This window comes from Sodalis sp. C49 (genome assembly GCF_046352915.1).
In the GTDB taxonomy this organism is placed as follows: domain Bacteria; phylum Pseudomonadota; class Gammaproteobacteria; order Enterobacterales; family Enterobacteriaceae; genus Acerihabitans.
This window is the reverse complement of sequence record NZ_CP163303.1, coordinates 994,423-1,007,813: the sequence shown is the minus strand read 5'-3', so window position 1 is coordinate 1,007,813 and position 13,391 is coordinate 994,423. Positions and strand designations below refer to the sequence as shown.

15 protein-coding genes and 1 pseudogene are annotated in these 13,391 nt (G+C 62.4%); all 16 read right to left on the bottom strand.

The features are described 5' to 3' along the window. Positions 1-349 precede the first annotated feature (349 nt). Positions 350-1,210: a GHMP kinase gene (locus tag ABUK12_RS04465; RefSeq protein WP_410015147.1), complete on the bottom strand. Its 861-nt coding sequence runs from the start codon at positions 1,208-1,210 to the stop codon at positions 350-352. A 35-nt stretch (positions 1,211-1,245) separates the two neighbouring features. After that, the gene (gene cobD / locus ABUK12_RS04460; protein ID WP_410015146.1) at positions 1,246-2,325 is read right to left on the bottom strand and encodes a threonine-phosphate decarboxylase CobD; all 1,080 of its coding nucleotides are present in this window, start codon (positions 2,323-2,325) and stop codon (positions 1,246-1,248) included. Positions 2,326-2,427: 102 nt separating this feature from the next. Continuing rightward, the gene (cobA, locus tag ABUK12_RS04455; RefSeq protein ID WP_410015145.1) at positions 2,428-3,159 is read right to left on the bottom strand and encodes a uroporphyrinogen-III C-methyltransferase; all 732 of its coding nucleotides are present in this window, start codon (positions 3,157-3,159) and stop codon (positions 2,428-2,430) included. Beyond that, positions 3,149-4,357, bottom strand: a complete 1,209-nt coding sequence (locus ABUK12_RS04450) for an acetate/propionate family kinase (protein ID WP_410015144.1) — start codon at positions 4,355-4,357, stop codon at positions 3,149-3,151. The genes cobA and ABUK12_RS04450 overlap by 11 nt, the downstream gene beginning before the upstream one ends. A gap of 17 nt (positions 4,358-4,374) precedes the next feature. After that, positions 4,375-4,803, bottom strand: a complete 429-nt coding sequence (locus ABUK12_RS04445) for a EutP/PduV family microcompartment system protein (protein WP_410015143.1) — start codon at positions 4,801-4,803, stop codon at positions 4,375-4,377. Positions 4,804-4,806: 3 nt separating this feature from the next. Further along, on the bottom strand, positions 4,807-5,157 hold the full coding sequence (locus ABUK12_RS04440) for a BMC domain-containing protein (RefSeq protein ID WP_331119159.1): 351 nt from the start codon (positions 5,155-5,157) through the stop codon (positions 4,807-4,809). Positions 5,158-5,173: 16 nt separating this feature from the next. Further along, positions 5,174-6,283 (bottom strand): 1-propanol dehydrogenase PduQ, encoded by a 1,110-nt coding sequence (locus ABUK12_RS04435; RefSeq protein WP_410015142.1) that lies wholly within the window; start codon positions 6,281-6,283, stop codon positions 5,174-5,176. Between the two features lie 29 nt (positions 6,284-6,312). Then, complete coding sequence (locus ABUK12_RS04430) at positions 6,313-7,698, bottom strand: aldehyde dehydrogenase family protein (protein WP_410015141.1); 1,386 nt, start codon at positions 7,696-7,698, stop codon at positions 6,313-6,315. Next, positions 7,695-8,744, bottom strand: coding sequence for a cob(I)yrinic acid a,c-diamide adenosyltransferase (locus tag ABUK12_RS04425; protein WP_410015140.1), 1,050 nt, complete (start codon positions 8,742-8,744; stop codon positions 7,695-7,697). Before ABUK12_RS04425 ends, ABUK12_RS04430 begins: the two co-directional genes overlap by 4 nt. Positions 8,745-8,768: 24 nt before the next feature. After that, the gene (locus tag ABUK12_RS04420; protein WP_410015139.1) at positions 8,769-9,041 is read right to left on the bottom strand and encodes a EutN/CcmL family microcompartment protein; all 273 of its coding nucleotides are present in this window, start codon (positions 9,039-9,041) and stop codon (positions 8,769-8,771) included. 3 nt (positions 9,042-9,044) lie between these two features. Continuing rightward, on the bottom strand, positions 9,045-9,548 hold the full coding sequence (gene pduM, locus ABUK12_RS04415; protein WP_410015138.1) for a PduM family microcompartment protein: 504 nt from the start codon (positions 9,546-9,548) through the stop codon (positions 9,045-9,047). Positions 9,549-9,550: 2 nt separating this feature from the next. Then, positions 9,551-10,180, bottom strand: coding sequence for a phosphate propanoyltransferase (locus tag ABUK12_RS04410; protein ID WP_410015137.1), 630 nt, complete (start codon positions 10,178-10,180; stop codon positions 9,551-9,553). 401 nt (positions 10,181-10,581) lie between these two features. Beyond that, positions 10,582-10,833, bottom strand: a pseudogene (locus tag ABUK12_RS04405) (BMC domain-containing protein); the annotation flags it as partial. A gap of 15 nt (positions 10,834-10,848) precedes the next feature. Continuing rightward, complete coding sequence (locus ABUK12_RS04400) at positions 10,849-11,139, bottom strand: BMC domain-containing protein (RefSeq protein ID WP_331119175.1); 291 nt, start codon at positions 11,137-11,139, stop codon at positions 10,849-10,851. A gap of 47 nt (positions 11,140-11,186) precedes the next feature. After that, the gene (locus tag ABUK12_RS04395; protein WP_410015136.1) at positions 11,187-11,540 is read right to left on the bottom strand and encodes a glycerol dehydratase reactivase beta/small subunit family protein; all 354 of its coding nucleotides are present in this window, start codon (positions 11,538-11,540) and stop codon (positions 11,187-11,189) included. Continuing rightward, positions 11,527-13,362 (bottom strand): diol dehydratase reactivase subunit alpha, encoded by a 1,836-nt coding sequence (locus ABUK12_RS04390; RefSeq protein WP_410015135.1) that lies wholly within the window; start codon positions 13,360-13,362, stop codon positions 11,527-11,529. Before ABUK12_RS04390 ends, ABUK12_RS04395 begins: the two co-directional genes overlap by 14 nt. Positions 13,363-13,391: the final 29 nt, after the last annotated feature.

The following is a 13,391-nucleotide window of genomic DNA, read 5'->3' as shown; positions in this document are numbered from 1 at the left end:
TAAAAATTGCGATAGTAAAAAAACCTGAAAAAAATTTATTTCACTGGCGTCGCCTCCAGGGATGCTGCCCGGTGTCCCTGTCATATTCTGGCTTATTAACTGCAACGGGAATAATCACTTCCTTATATTGCTATCTCAAAATTATAGTTGAATCTTATAAATGAGGGCGATGACCTTATATCTTTCAAAAAATATCGGCAGGTCAGCCCTTCGTTATAGGTTGAAAAATAAAATTAATAAACATTTTATCAAAGCCAGTAAAATATAATCACATAGGAAGTAATACTAAGTATATTGCCTGGTATGAAGTAGTCAATTGCCTAATAGGGCATGTTGTTTTTTGATAGGGCTAACGCACGCCGCCCGCTACCAGGCGCGTAATATGCTGGCGGGTGTAGTGGCGCAGGAGGCCGGTTTCCGCCAGGGCGGCCATAAGTCTGTCGGTGTCATGTGTCCTCGCATTGAGCAGCAGGCCCACCACGGTGCCGCTGTGGGCGACGTTCAGGCCGTAGAGATCCTGCTGTTCCACAAAGCGCAGCAGCGTCTCGAACCCGGGTTTCGGCAACAGCGCATTACGCGCCCGGGCGCTGAGCGTGGCGGCGGCGCCCAGCAGGCCGGGAGAGTGCGCGACGCAGCTTTGCTGGAACAATAGCCAGGCATTTTGCAGCGGCTGCGCCTGCGCGCGAAGCTGATCATCGTGAATTTGCTGATGTGACGCGGCGGTGGTAAGCGTATGCGGGCTTTCCAGGATAAGGATATCGAGCTGGGGCAACCAGTGATGGGAAATATGGCAGGTGCCCCGGCGGTGGTCAAACAGCGTCAGCGCTTTAAATACCGTGCTGTCGGTGGGCTCCAGCCGCAGGCAAAGCCGCGCCAGGGTCATTTCATCAAGCTCCCGCCCAAGCCAGCGCGCGGTGGCCACTGCCGTGGCGGCAATATCGGCGGTGCTGCTCGCCAGCCCCTTGGCGATGGGAATGGTGGACCGGCGCTCGATGCGCAGCGGCGGCACGTCACCGGGATTGACACCAAAATGCTTGATAACCTGATCGAGCATGCGCCGGCTGAGCGGGCGTTCATCCGCCATAGGCGGCCCCGCGCGCACTTCCACCTCGCTAAACCAGTCGATAGGGCAGGACACCAGCTTTTCGCCGCCGTTAATCCAGCCCTGCAGCAGCTCGCCGCAGGAAGCGGGGCAGCGTGCCTCAGCCATGGGTATACCACGGGCCGCTGGAATGACAGCATTGTTTAATCATGGGCAAACACCTTGCGCAAGGCGTCGAGCAGGCGGCGATTATCCGCCTTATCCTTGATAGCCACACGATAATACTCGCCGGACAGGCCGGCATAGTTGGCGCAGCTGCGGATCAACAAGCCCTGTCGCAGCAGCAGACCCTGTAAATCGAGGCCGGGGCGCAGGCAGCGAAAAAAGATAAAATTGGCCGCCGGCCGCCAGACCTTGAGCGCTGGCAGGGCGTTAAGTCCTGTAAACAGGTATGCCTGTTGCTCTTGCAGCCATTGCCTTGAATCACGCTGATAATCCGCATCGTCCAGTACCACTTCACCGGCCAGCGCGGCGAAGGCGTTTATGGTCCAGGGGGGGCGGCGTTCGCGCAACCGCGCCACCGCCTGCCCGTCGCTGCTGACCATATAGCCCAGCCGCAGGCCGGGGATGGCGTAAAATTTAGTCAGCGAACGCAGAACAAATACCGCAGGCAAACCGGACAGGCTATCAATCATACTGACGCCGCCGGGGATGAAATCCATAAAAGCCTCATCCACCACCAGCGTAATCGCCAGTTCGCGGCAGCGCAGGGTGATGGCCTGCATAAGATCAGGTTCAATCAGCTGGCCGGTGGGATTATTGGGCGTGCAGAGAAACAGGCAGTCGATGCCGGGGCCGAGCGCCGCCAACAGGCGCGGGTCGGGGCGAAAATCATCGTGCTCCGCCAGCCGATATTCCCTGATGCGGCAGTCCATGCCCTCCAGGGCGAGCCGATATTCGGCGAAACCCGGGCTTAACAGCAGCACGGTTTTGCCGCGCAGCAGGAACGCGAGATCATAAATCAGCTCGGTGGCGCCGTTGCCCGCCAGGATCCAGGATGCCGGGCAGCCATGGTGCGCGGCAAGCCTGGCGTGCAGCCGGCGATAAAGCGGATCGGGATAGCGCTCCGCCAGCGCCCACGTTTCGGCCAGCGCCCGCCTGAGGCTAGGCGGCATGCCGAGCGGATTGATATTGGCGCTGAAATCCACGATCGAGGCTTCATCCACCCCCGAGGCTAACGCCATGTCCAGTACGTTGCCGCCGTGCTGATTGGCTTGCGCCATAAATAACTCCCTGCAGATCTATCGGGTTGCCGGCAAGGCCATGGACGCCGCGCAGCCAATGATATCGCCAATATTATATAACAGGCGGCCGCACCGCCGTCATCATAACGATTGCAGCAAGGTCAGCGCGGCCACGTCGCCGATGACAATCAGCGACGGTGCCGCCATTCCCGCCCGCGCGCTTTCTTGCGCAAGCGTGCCGAGGGTGGCCAGCACGGTGCGCTGTTCCGGATGGCTGGCGTTCATTACCACCGCCGCAGGCGTATCCGCGTCCCGGCCATGGAGGATAAGCTGCTGGCAGATATCCGCCAGCCGCGACATGCCCATCAGGATAATCAGCGTGCCGTCCAGCTGCGCCAGCACCCGCCAGTTATGCGGATCCTTGCCGTCGCGCAGGTGCCCGGTAATAACATGAAACGAGGAGGCGAAGTCACGATGGGTTACCGGGATGCCGGCGCGCGCCAGGCCGCCGATGGCCGAGGTAATACCCGGCACCACCTCGCAGGTAACGCCGGCGCGCACCAGCGCCTCGGCCTCTTCGCCGCCGCGGCCAAAGACAAAAGGATCGCCGCCTTTCAGCCGCACCACCTCGCGGCCCATATTCGCCTGTTCGATCAGAATGGCGTTAATCCGATCCTGCGGGATCGGGTGGTGATCGGCGCGTTTGCCCACGTCGATCAGCACGCAGTGCGCGGCGGCTTCTTTCAGCAGCAGGGGATTGACCAGGCGATCGTAGACCACCGCGTCGGCGCGCTTCAGGCAGTCCAGCCCCATCACGGTTATCAGCCCGGGATCGCCCGGACCGGCGCCCACCAGCCATACCTTACCCGACATGTTGCACCTCTTTTGGTTGCGCCAGACCGACACGCATGACATCGCGGGCGATCATCAGTTCTTCATTGGTGGGGATCACCGCGACGATAACCGGCGCGCCGTCCTGCTGGATAAACGTGGCGTGACGCTTGTTTTTGTTTTCGTCGACACGGATGCCCAGAAATGCGAGATTACGGCAGATTTGCCGGCGGATGCCGGCGGCATTTTCACCGATGCCGGCGGTAAAAATCACCACATCCACGCCGTCCATTTCGGTTGCGTACGCGCCGATAGCGCTGCGGATGCGATCGGTGAACATGGCCAGCGCCAGCGCCGCGCGGTGATTGCCCGACTCGGCGGCGCTTACGATATCACGACAGTCATTGGAGATCCCAGAGACGCCCAGCAGCCCGGACGCGTTATTCATGATCTCAAGCAATTGTTGTGCAGATTTATTTTCGCGCAAGGCGATAAACGGCACTATCGACGGATCGATATCGCCGCAGCGCGTGCCCATCATCAGTCCGGCCAGCGGCGTAAATCCCATGGAGGTGGCGACCGACCGGCCGCCGTTAATGGCGCAGATGCTGGCCCCGTTGCCCAGATGGCAGGAAATGATGCGCAGGTCCCTCCGCCCCAGCAAACCGGCGCAGGTTTCGGCGATGTATTTATGGCTGGTGCCGTGAAAACCGTAGCGACGGATGCCGTAATCATGGTAATAACGGTAGGGCAGCGGATAAAGGTAGCCGGCCTCGCTGATGGTCTGGTGAAAAGAAGTATCGAACACCCCCACGCAGACCGCGTGCGGCAGACGCCGCTGGAACGCGCGGATACCCTTGGCGTTAACCGGGTTATGGATCGGCGCCAGGGCGCCGAGTGCGTCGATTTCCTCCAGCGCGGCGGCGTCGATAGGCGCGGAATCCTTGAAATATTCGCCGCCGTGGGCCACCCGGTGGCCGACGCCGTCGATATGCGCCAGGGAGTCGACGATGCCGCGTTGCAGCAGGGTATCCAGTAAATACTCCGCCGCCTGCTGGTGATCGTTAAGCGCTACGTCGGCCTGATGTGTGCCCCCGTCCGCGCGCAGGGTAAAGCGCGCGCTGCCGCTGCCCAGCCTTTCAAACAGCCCCTTGGCCAGGGTGATTTCCTCCGGCATGGCAAATAATTCGAACTTAAGGGACGAGCTGCCGGCATTCACCGCCATAATTAGGTGTGTCATCTGTTACTCCGAAACTGTTATTCCAGATACGTCAGCAGTGGCGCAATACCTTCCCGCCGGGTGGCCGATACCAGAAACAGCGGATCCGCGCCGGCCTGCTTTAATTGATGAATAACGCAGGCTTTTTGTCTTTCATCCACATCAAGGTCGCCCTTGGTGATAATGCCGATAACCGGTTTATTAAACAGGGTGGCGAACATGGGTGAAAAATAGCTGTTTTCACTGTCGAGGCTTTGTACCAAAGCGACGATATCCGCTTCATAGGAACTTGAGAGCAGCGCGCTGTAAAAATGGCGGTTCTCGATATATTCCCCCGGGCTGTCAATGGCGTCGGCCAGGTAAACCATGGACTGCGTTTTGCGGTAGACCAGCGGATCGCCCCGCAGGCATTGCAACAGCGTGGTTTTCCCCGACTGACTGGGTCCGAGCAGCATCAACCGTTTCATGGCTCAGGTCCGGGTCAGCGCGCAGGGGGTGAATTTCATCATCTCACCCAGGGTATACAGCACCTGTTTCAGGGCATATTCCACCGAGGACACATCGCCGCAAATAATTACCGCGCCGGTAAATCGGTCGATAAAGCCAATCTTTATCGCGCCGGATTTCGTGGCGATATCGCTGGCGATAATCGAGGCTTCGCTGGGCGTGATGGTGAGAATGCCGATGGCATTGTCATCCTCATTCAGCCCCAGTTTTTTATAAATATCCTTATTGGGATTGGCAATTAAATGCGCCAGCGTAATTTGTTTGCCGGGAACATATTCCTGAATGACCCGCTCGGTTTTTATCTCGCTATTCATAATGTCCTGTTTTTCGCTATATCACGGCGCCGATAATCGCCCCGATATCGTTATCCGACGCCGGGCGCGGATTGGTGGTTAACGTGGCGTCGCTTAACGCCGCCCGGATCATAGGGGGCGTGGCGAGGCGTATTTTTTCCGCGCCAAGGCCAAGCGCGCCCAGGCCGGCGGGGATGCCGATGGCGCGTTTTAACTGGCTGATATGGTTGAGCAACTGATTTAGCCCGGCCCGATCGTCGTTTTGCCGGGCGGCCAGGCCACAGAGCCTTGCCAGGCGGGCATATTTTTTCGTCGCCCGCGCGTCCGCGCTGTTAAAGCGGATCACTTCGGTGAGCAGCAGCGCGTTGGCCAGTCCGTGCGCCACATGCAGCTGCCCGCCGAACTGATGGGCGATGGCGTGGTTTAAACCCAGCCCGGCCTGGCTGAAGGCCATGCCGGCCAGGGTCGCGGCGTTGTGCATTTTTTCCCGCGTGCGCAGGCAGTCTCCCGTGGCATACGCGGCCGGCAGGTAGCGGAACACCAGCTGCGCGGCCTTCTCCGCCAGCGCGTCGCTGAAATCGCTGGCGCCGGTGGACACATACGCCTCAATGGCATGGGTCAATACGTCCATCCCGGTATTGGCCGTAACCGCCGCCGGCACCGATACCACCAGCTGCGGATCGAGCAGGGCGATATCGGGATAAATGGCATCGTCGAACAGGGGATATTTGATGCCCTGCGCCGGATCGCTTATCACGCTGGCGCTGGTCACTTCCGAGCCGGTGCCGCTGGTGGTGGGAATGGCGATAAAGGTGTCGATGGCGATGCCCACCCGGCGGCCGAAAAACACCATGGCCTTGGCGGCGTCGATGGCGGACCCGCCGCCGAACCCTATTACCACGTCCGGCCTGACCGATTGCAGCTGCGCGATACCGGCCACCACGGTGGCGATGGGCGGATCCGGCATGATCTCGCTGAACAGGCTGACCCGGTCGGCGTCCAGATGCGCCAGCAGGCGCGCGATGGCGCCGCCCTTGGCCAGGAAGCCGTCGCAGACCACCCAGATTTTCTTGCCGCGGTAGCGCTCCAGGCGCTCCAGGCTGTCGATGCCGCTGTAGACGCGGGTCGGGATGACAAAACGTTTCATCGTCTTTCCTTTACCTCAACGCAATTTGTTCAACGGATGGAGAACGCATTCGTCAACACACAGCGGCGGTGGCGGGCGAAGGTGCGCGCCGACGTGGTGCCTTCGCCGGTGGGGGTGGCGATGGTGAAGGTGGCAAACCCTTCGGCGCCCACGCCGATCCCGGCATAGGACGGGCCGTTTTTGACAAAAATGGAGGTTTGCAGCAGCCTGGCCGCCTTATTGAGCCGCGAGACATTTTGCGAATGCATGGTGGCGGTGTGGTGCAGGCCGCCTTCGACCTTGAGCGCCAGCTGCAGGCCGCTGTCGAAATCACGTACGCGCACCACCGGGAGGATCGGCATCAGCTGTTCCACCGAGACAAACAGGTCTTCGGCGCCGACCTCGACCAGCAGCAGGCGCGGCGCCTTGTCGGGCCGCGGCAGGCCGGCGGCCTGCAGCAGCGCCAGCGGGCTTTTGCCCACCAGCGCCTTATTGGCGTGGCCGTCGATAATGGCGACGTTGCGCAGCTTGTCGATATCGCCGCCGGCGACCATCAGCGCGCCGCATTTTTGCATTTCGGACAGCAGGGCGTCGGCCACGCTTTCCACTACGATCAGGCTTTTTTCGGCGGTGCAGGGCAGGTTGTAGTCAAAGGAGGCGCCGCTGACGATATCCTGCGCCGCTTTATCCAGCACGGCGGTTTCATCCACCAGGCTCGGCGGGTTGCCGGCGCCGGCGCCGATGGTTTTTTTGCCGCTTTTCAGCGCCATGTTGACAATACCGGGACCGCCGGTGATGGCCAGCAGGGCAATCAGGGGGTGTTTCATCATCTGTTGGGTGGACTCGAAGCTTGGCTCGCGCAGGCAGGTCACCAGGTTATGGATGCCGCAGGCGGTGAAAATAATGGCTTCGATCTGCTCGATAAGCCACAGCGACACATTTTTGGCCCCGGGATGCGGGCTAAAGAAGATGGCGTTGCCGGCGGCCAGCATGCTGATACAGTTATTGATAATGGTCTCGGTGGGATTGGTGCTGGGCGCCACCGATCCGATCACGCCGAACGGCGAATACTCGAACAAGACCATGCCTTCGTCGCCGGTGATGGCCTCGGTGACCAGGTCTTCCACGCCGGGCGTTTTTTCCAGCGCCACGCGGTTTTTCAGCAGCTTATCCTCTACGCGCCCCATGCCGGTTTCCTCGGCGCCGCGTTCGGCCAGCACCTGCAGATGCGGCACCAGGTCATGGCGAATGGCGGCGATCACGGCGTTGCGCGTTTTCAGCGGGCACTGTTGATAGGCCAGGAACGCCGCGTGGGCCGCATCGATCGCCTGATCGACGTGGTCGAACAGGGCCGAGGTGGTTTTTTCCCGCCGCGCCGGCTCGAGTTTTTCGCGCACTATGGTGCGGATCAGCGTTTCCAGTTCATTTGTATTCATGACTCTTTCCCCACATGACATTGAGTGATAGCCCATTGGGCGATGTGCCGGTCCTGGTCGACGGTGCCGCCGCTGATGCCCAGCCCGCCGATAAGAAGGCCCGCGCGGTAAAGCGGATATCCGCCGCCAAAGGTGACAATCCTGCCGCCCGATGAGGCTTCCAATTGATACAGTGCGGCGCCGGGCTGGATGTCCGGGCCAAGTTCATGGGTGGCGGTTTTCAGCGCCACGGCGGACCAGGCCTTTTTCGGCGCCAGATCGATGGCGGCCAGCAGCGCGCCGCTCATGCGATAGGTGATGACCGGATTGCCGTGCCGATCCACAACGGCCATCACCACCGCCACCGCCAGTTCGCCGGCCGCCGCCATCGCCGCGCGCAACAGGCCATGGACCAGCAGAAAGTCAAGGTCCTCCGGCGCGCCGGGCGTTTCGCCGTCAGGCGGGGCGGGGTCCGCCCCGGCCTGGCCGGCGGTGGACCCCGCGCTTGCCTGATAGCGCCGTAGCACCTCGCCGACCACGGCGTCGGTTTCGGCACAGCGATCCTCAAAGCGGGCCAGCGCATACAGGCAGTCCGATAACCGGTTGATAAAACCGAGCACCTCGCCGCGCACCGGCGTCTCGTCCGCCAACTGCACCAGCAGCCGCTCGGCGCGCCTGGCCACGGTGCGCGCCAAATGCAGTTGACTGCCGGCCGGACTGTCGCCGGGCAGTACAAAGCCCGTGACCGGCGGCAGCGCCGCCATGCAGCGATCGATGGCCTGCTCCAGCTGCGTTATCTGTTCGGCGCCCAGGCGCTGGACGCTATCGGATCGCAGGCCGGGCCGTTCGTCGGCCAATTCCGCGCCCAGCCAGAACAACTGCTGTTGGATGGCGCGCAGCAGACGTCGGTTTTGCGCGTCGCGCACCTGATGGGCGGCCACCGCCAGGCAGGCGTTCAGTTCATCCACCGTGCCGTAGGCGTCGACGCGCGGGTGGTATTTTTTAATGCGTTGGCCGCCGATAAGCGAGGTGGTGCCTTTATCGCCGGTTTTGGTATAGATGCTCATAACCCGCTCCCGATCCGGCCCCTGCTAAGGCACAATGGTGTCGACGATACCGACAATCGCCAGGTCGATGGCCTGGTTGGGCTCGGCGAATACCCAGCGCGCCGACGCCCCCCGCGCCAGCAGCACGATTTCGCCTTCGCCCGCGCCGACGGAATCCACCGCCACCTCCTGCTGCGTGAAGCCGCTGGGGGCCGAACCGTCGACATTGACCGGTTCCACCACCATCAATTTTTTACCCAGCAGCGAAGGCGCTTTCTGCGTCGACACCACCGAACCTATTACGCGAGCCAGTTGCATGTTCTAGTCCTGCCTGTAAAGTTGAAGACGACGTTTAACAATTTCATCCCTGGCCAATGCGGTCAGCAGGACATGGCGCGCCACGACGAGATATCCCGGCGGCAGCGGTCGCACATCGGCGTAGCCCGCCACCCGGCGCGCCAGCAGGTGAACCGGCCTGCCGTCCGGCGCGCAAAAACGCAGCGGCAGCCGTAGCAGCCCGGCGACCGGCAGCAGGCCGAAGCAGGCGTTATCGATTTCAAGCCATACCTGCATGCCGTCGCGCCAGGCCCGCCTCAGCGCGTCAAACGCCGCATCTTCGTCCCCGCCGGCCAGCCGTTGCCAAAAAGCCGGCGTGGTGTGCGTCACCCGCAGACGCGCATGGTTCAGCGCGGCGTTCGCGGGCCAGTCGCGGGTTAAGCGCGGCAGCGGCAGCACCAGCTCAGCCCGCTGGCGCTGTTGTAGCCGCTGCAGTACCCGGACGACGCATTCCGCCAGCCATTGTTCGCGCCCGCCTTCCCAAACCATCCTCAGCGCCCCAGCAAAACCGCGGTGGCGCCTTTGTCACCGGCGTCGGCCGCGTTGGCCTCGTCGGTATCAATATGCATTTCCAGGCGCATATGCTCGCCCACCCGGATCACCACATCGTCAAAGATCAGCCGGCGGCCGGTGCCGTTCAGGGCTACGCGCACCACATCGCCCGGCTTAACGCCGAACAGCAACGCATCAAGGGGCGACATATGGATATGCCGTTGCGCCACGATCACGCCATGGGGTAATTCCAGCTCGCCGCTGGCGCTGACCAGCCGGATGCCCGGCGTGGCGTCCAGGTTGCCCGACAGGCGCAGCGGCGCGGCAATGCCCAGCAGCCGGGCGTCGGTCCGGGAAATTTCCACCTGGGACCGGCCGCGCAGCGGGCCGAGGATGCGCACGTTTTTCAGCGTGCCTTTCGGACCGACGAGGTTGACCACCTGCTCGGAGGCGAACTGTCCGGGCTGATACAAATCCTTTTTGAAGATCAGCGGCCGGCCGGGAAACAGATGTTCATAATCCTCAAGGGACAGATGCAAATGCCGGTTCGATACGCCAAGCGGCACGGGGCGCCGCCGCATATCGAGCAGTACGTTTTCCACCAGGGACTGCAACTCCAATGTTTCCATCTGACTTAGCCTCTTTCTCCGTCATGAATACATGTCGCGCGGGGGTCGCCTTTGCGGCGCGGACATGCCGGGTCGTGACATAAATTACATTCGCCCGGCACCCGCCCGGGCAGGTCCGGCAACATTGCCGGTTCGCCGCGTATTTCCGCCGCCGGTTTTACCGGCGGGGCGGTGAGGATCGCCGCCGGCGGTGCGGCGGGTTCCTCTCCCGCCGCGATCGCGCCGGCCGGGGCGATATCCGCCGCTGCCGGGATACTGGCCGCGGGTGGCGCCGCGCGGCTTGCGAGCGCAACCGCGCCTGATTCCGCCGGCGCGCCGGACGCGATATCGTCATGCCGGTCCAGGGCATTGTTGCCGCCGTCGGCGGGCCGGGTTTTTATCGCGCCGTCCAGCCAGCCGTCCAGACCGTCCGCGGGACGGGCGATAACCCGTTGCGCCACCCAGCCGTTTTCCCGGCGCGCCAGCGCCGCGCCGTTGGCAATGGCCGAATTGACCGCCGCCACGTCACCGGTAATGGTGATCAGCATCCAGCCCGAGCCGTTGGTCCTTTCGATGCCGGTCAGGGCAACGTTCGCCGCCTTGGCCATGGTGTCGGCCGCCTTGACGGCCAGCGCCAGACCGGCGACTTCAAGCAAACCCAGTGAGGTTTTCACGCGGTCACCTTCAGGTTATTCACCCAGTACCGGGGTGGCGGTGGGCAAAAAGCCCTCGACATCCGAATGCGGACGGGGAATAACGTGCGTGGAGACCACGTTGCCGATGCCCTGGGCCGCCGCCGCGCCGGCATCCACCGCCGCCTTGACCGCCCCGACGTCGCCGCGCACCATGACCGTTACCAGACCCGAGCCTATTTTTTCATAGCCCACCAGTTGGACGTTGGCCGATTTGACCATGGCGTCCGCGGCGATAATGGCGCCGACCAGCCCTTTAGTTTCAATTAATCCCAATGCGTTGTTCATGCTTTCTCTCCTGTTGTGGGCGACGTGATGTGGTTGATTGCCCGGCATTATTTAAACGGTAACCCTTTCACCAGCCGTGCCGCGTTGCAGCCCAGCCGGCGGATTTCTTGCGCCGGCAGCCGCGTATAGTCCCTGAGGACAAACAGCGGGCGGTCGGCGGGTAAATGCGGATCGTGCACCGCGATATCCTGCGCGCCGACCGCCACGCCCACCGCCAGCGGCGATGCGTTCGAGGCCTGGTGCGCCAGGAGGGCCAGCGGGGTGGCGTCATCGCCGGCGTCATGCAGCGCATACGGGATGCCTTCCTCTTCCATGCCCAGCAGCAACTGTTGCCAGCCGGGACGCCCGCCGCCGCACAGGCTGACGATGATGGCCGGATGGCTGATATCAGGCAGGCTCATGCGCCGCCTCCCCGGTCCATGACAGCACCAGTCCCGTGGCAACGGCGTTGCGCGGGCCTTCGCAGCCGCGCACGTTGCCCTGGCCGGCCACCAGGTGGAAATGGGCCAGCGCGTCCGTCACCAGCTGCGGTATTTCAAAGTCCAGCGCGGAGCCGCCCACCAGCACGACGAAGGGAATATCGCGAATGCTGCCGGTCGGGCTGACCTGGGCCAGCGCGCGCAGGGCATTGGCGACAAACACCCGTTGCTTGGCGCTGCGCCGCACCACGCGCACTTTTTCCAGCGCCAGATCGGCCGGCAGGGGCACCATGCCGTCCTCCTTGACCACCACCACCCGGGCAAACACGTCGGCCGGCAGGGGGTGGTCGAAAAACTGCACGCTGCCGTCCTCATGGCGGATATGGAACAGGCTCTCCACCTTGGCCAGGGGATACTTTTTGATGTCCTCCGCCAGTTGGCGCTGTTCAAGCCCCAGTTCGGAATTGATCAGCAGCGTCACCATATCGCCGGCGCCCGCCAGGTGCGTGGCGACGATGCGGCCGTTGCCGTCGATGATCGAGGCGTCGGTGGAGCCGGCACCCAGATCGAGGATCGCCAGCGGCCGCTGCGTGCCCGGCGTGGTCAGCGCGCCGAGGATGGCGGCCTCCGCCTCGGCGCCGCCGATGGCGACCCTGACCCCGGTCTGCTGTTGCAGCGCGTCGGCGATGTCCATCATCTGCAGCCGATCGGATTTCACCATCGCGGCGATGCCCACCGCCTGTTCCATAAAGAATTCCCCGGCCAGGCCGCCTTTAACGTTTACCGGCACGAAGGTATCCACCGCCAGCAGATCCTGGATGGCGATGGCGGACGGATCCTTATTGGTCAGTTCCGCCATGGTCTGGCGCACCTGCTCCAGCATGCCGCCGATATGGGTGCCGGATTCGCCGCCGGCGTTGTCGAGCCGGCCGAGGGCGGACACCGCCGCCATGATTTTTTCCGCTCCCTGGTGCACATCGATGCGCGTTACCCGGTTACCGGCATACAGCTCCAGATGTCCGGCCGGGATGGTGCGCGCCTTGACGTCGCCTTTGGGCGTTTTCACCACCACCGCGGAGCGGGTGCCGATAAGCGAACGGGCCACCGGCACGATGGCGCGGGTTTCGTCGGCGTTCAGCTTGAACACGGTGGCGATGCCGTAAGGATTGGCCAACTGGGTAATCACCTTGCCGGGGGCGGCCACTTCCACCGCCGCGGGCATGCCGAGCGGGATGCGCTCGATATGACGCACCTCGTCGACGATGGGGATGGGCTGGTCCAGCCGGTTGCTGACCAACACGCCGTCGTCGCGCTGCAAAATAGCCGCCGTAATACGAAAACCGGCCTTGACCGCCGCGTTGATCATCGCGGCGATATCGGCAAAATCGAGCGCGGCGGGGGCTATGACGATATAGGGCTCCTCCACGGAGCGCGTCAGCAGTTCGTCGAAGCCGATGGTAATACCGGCTCCCAGCCCCAGACCGCCCGGCGTTTTGGGGTTATGGCCGATCATGGTGGACTCGGTAATCACGGTTTCGGTGATGGTTTCCATCGCCACGTCGCCGATGACCGGCGTTGCTTCGTTGAGCCGTATCAGCGTCAGGTCGGCAATGCTGATGCCGGCCCGCGCCACCACCGCGTTCAGGGCCTGCATAATCCCGAACACGTTACGTTTGGTGCCTTTGATACCGGTGGTTTCCGCCAGCGAACTGGCGATAAATGTCAATGCCCCGCTGGCGGAGGCCTGCGCCAGCGCCGCCTCGGTGGAGGCATTACCGATATCCACCCCTACGATATAACCCATCTGTTGCTCCCGCCCGCCGGTTCCCCGGT